Annotated in this window: 3 protein-coding genes; all 3 read right to left on the bottom strand. The window is 43.7% G+C overall.

What is annotated here, in order from left to right; translation table 11 throughout:
• Positions 1 to 173: 173 nt before the first annotated feature.
• The 3 genes from DKT73_RS19910 to DKT73_RS19920 are packed head-to-tail and all read right to left on the bottom strand — an operon-like array spanning position 174 to position 2,924.
• Positions 174 to 965, bottom strand: a complete 792-nt coding sequence (locus DKT73_RS19910) for an ABC transporter permease (protein WP_111640269.1) — start codon at positions 963 to 965, stop codon at positions 174 to 176.
• The gene (locus tag DKT73_RS19915; protein ID WP_111640270.1) at positions 962 to 1,849 is read right to left on the bottom strand and encodes an ABC transporter permease; all 888 of its coding nucleotides are present in this window, start codon (positions 1,847 to 1,849) and stop codon (positions 962 to 964) included. The genes DKT73_RS19910 and DKT73_RS19915 overlap by 4 nt, the downstream gene beginning before the upstream one ends.
• The gene (locus tag DKT73_RS19920) at positions 1,842 to 2,924 is read right to left on the bottom strand and encodes an ABC transporter ATP-binding protein (protein ID WP_111640271.1); all 1,083 of its coding nucleotides are present in this window, start codon (positions 2,922 to 2,924) and stop codon (positions 1,842 to 1,844) included. Before DKT73_RS19920 ends, DKT73_RS19915 begins: the two co-directional genes overlap by 8 nt.
• Positions 2,925 to 2,984: the final 60 nt, after the last annotated feature.

Consider the following 2,984-nt stretch of genomic DNA (forward strand, 5'->3'; position numbering starts at 1 on the left):
AGGATCTACAGATTTTGTGCAACCCTTTTTTGAGGTTTTTTATCGTTTTGTCACATTAATTTGCTACAGCCTGAAAAACTGATCACATAACAACCAAAAGATATGGAAAAGGTCATTATTTGTATAAATAATGACCTTTTTATTTCAAATAAATCGCTCACCTACATCGTAAACTAGGTAGAAAGTTCTCGACGACGTTTTATCTCATACACAATCGCCAACACAATAGTGATAGAAATCATCACTAAACCTAATGCATTGACCGCTGGCGTTAACCCAGTTCTCACTTTGGAGGCAATATAAACAGTCAGTGTTGTATCGTAGCCTTTGACAAACAAAGTCGTGTTGTAGTTTTCAAACGATTGCAAGAAGGCAATTGCTGCCGCGGAAATGATAGCTGGTTTCAAGTATGGCAACAAAATACGACGGAACGCTTGCCATTGTGTCGCCCCCAAACTTAGCGCGGCATTTTCAAGTGTGCGATCAAAGCGCTGTAAACGTGCTAACACCATCAGCATAACATAAGCACTAATAAAGGTAGTTTGCGCGACAACCGTTAGAAACACCCCACCACTTACTGATAAGCCTTTCCAAAAAATAAGCGTCGATATACCAACAATGACACCAGGAGTTAATAAGGGTGACATCATTAGTGTATAAAGAAAGGTCTTCCCTTTGCCCTGTACAGTCGATAAAAAAAGCGCACAACAAATGCCAACAGGTACAGCAACAATCAACACACCTGCCGCAACCACAATACTTGTCCATAATGCCGTCCACATCGCGCCATCTTGAGCAAGTGCCTCAAACCACTTCAGTGTTGCCCCCCGCCAAGGTGACACCGTCGGAAAACGGCTATCATTGAAGGTCGCCAATCCCATAATAATAAGCGGGGTAAACAAATAGATAAAAAACACACCAATGTAGAAACGTATTGCATATCGCATGATTGTTTCAGACTTCATTTTGCAATGTCTCCCAATCCAACTTTAAAGACACGCATCACTAACGCAATGAAACCAATACAAATCACCAACAAGAGAAACGCATAAGCCGCGCCTTGGTTCCAATCGCCACCCTCAAAAAACCAATTATAGATAATTTGTGTAAACCATCGGCTTCCGGGTGAGCCCAGCAAAGCAGGTACAGCATAACTTCCTGCAGCCAACATAAAGGTCATAATACAACCTGTTGCAATCCCAGGCTTGGCATGCGGAATAACCACGCGCCAATGCGTTCGAATCCAACCCGCCCCCAAGTTACGTGCTGCTTTAATTTGGTTGGTATCTAAACTTTCAATGGCGTTATAAATAGGAAAGATCATAAATAAAATATAGGCGTACACCATGCCAATCAGCACGCCGCCATCACCAGACAAAAACCGGATGGGGCGATCTATGATGCCGACGCCCAGTAACAAGGCATTCAGCGGACCCTTATAGGCAAGAATGATATACCAAGAAAAAGTCCGCAGAATCTCATTAATCCAGAAAGGAATAATCAATAGTAAGAGGCAAAGTGCCGCCTTTTGTGGCGTCGCCACTTTGGCCAAGTAAAAAGCAATTGGATAACTCACCACAAGCGTCAAAGAAGTCACCAACACACTCGACCAGATGGTTTTGAAGAAAATGGCTAAATGTATTTTATTGCTAAACAGAGTTTCATAATTTGTCAGCGAATAAACGTCTTTTGGACCACCAATATCAGCCGGAAGCAAATTCGGACGAAAGGAATAATCCACCATTAAAAGCTGTGGCAATATAACCAAAGCAATTAGCCAGATAGCAATCATACCAATGATACCAACCGCTAACCCGCTACCAAATCGGGCTTTAAGCTGACTAAACATGATGTTCTCCCGCAATCACAATTGCATCCTTCTCATTGTACGAAAGGCTCACGGGAGCACCTTTTTTCAAGGCATCAGAAAACTGATGGGTACCCAGCTGAATAGACAACGACAGGTCATCTGACGTATTGGCATTTAATGTCAAATAGGCCCCTTCAAAGTTAACTTCATCTATCTTAGCTTGAAGCGTGTGCATCCCCTCCTCCGCATGCAGTCTGAAGTGCTCAGGTCGAACAAACAGAGTCGCATCAGCACCAACGTTCAAATTGCCTTGCGAACGCCCGGCTAATTTGCCCAGAGCCCCACAATCTAAGAAAACAAACTCTGAATTCACCTCAATTACCTTGCCAGCAACGGCGTTATTTTCCCCCACAAATGACGCCACGAAGGCCGTATGTGGGTCTCGATATAAGGTAATTGGATCCGCCACCTGCTGAATACGACCTGCTGACATCACCGCCACTCGGTCAGACATGGTCAAGGCCTCCCCCTGATCATGGGTAATATAGATAAAAGTAATACCCGTTTTACGCTGAATGGCCTTCAATTCAGTGCGCATATGTTGGCGTAGTTTTAAATCCAATGCGGACAATGGTTCATCCAATAACAAGACCTGAGGTTCTACCGCCAACGCACGTGCAATAGCAATTCGCTGTTTTTGTCCACCCGAAAGCTCAGACACTTTTTTTGCTCCGCTCCCCTCCAAGGCCACCAGTTCAAGCAAACGATCTGATGCTTTTTTGCGCTCACTTTTCGAAACACCGCGAACCTCTAAGCCAAATTCAATGTTTTCGGCAACTGTCATTAAAGGGAAAAGCGCGAGGTTTTGAAAAATCATCGAGGTGGGTCTTTTATTGGCTGGGACACCACGCATACTCTGACCACCAATTTTTACATCACCTTGTGTTGGGTCTATGAACCCACTAATCATGTTTAAAATCGTCGTCTTGCCACAACCAGATGGCCCTAAAAAACTGAAAAACTCACCTGATTCTATTTTTAAGTCGGTTTTTTGAATGGCAGTAAAATCCCCAAACTGCATGACGGTATTATCTAGATGAACACTGCTATCCATATTTCTCTCGCTGGTTATTTTTTCTCGATACATCGAGTAGGGTGAGGCGTTACCGCCTCA

It is taken from the genome of Marinomonas shanghaiensis, assembly GCF_003259175.1.
Classification (GTDB): domain Bacteria; phylum Pseudomonadota; class Gammaproteobacteria; order Pseudomonadales; family Marinomonadaceae; genus Marinomonas; species Marinomonas shanghaiensis.

What these genes read in the sequence shown, in the direction of transcription:
- DKT73_RS19910 (WP_111640269.1), bottom strand. Translation starts at nt 965, where the DNA reads ATGAAGTCTGAAACAATCATGCGATATGCAATACGTTTCTACATTGGT.
- DKT73_RS19920 (WP_111640271.1), bottom strand. Translation starts at nt 2,924, where the DNA reads ATGGATAGCAGTGTTCATCTAGATAATACCGTCATGCAGTTTGGGGAT.
- DKT73_RS19915 (WP_111640270.1), bottom strand. Translation starts at nt 1,849, where the DNA reads ATGTTTAGTCAGCTTAAAGCCCGATTTGGTAGCGGGTTAGCGGTTGGT.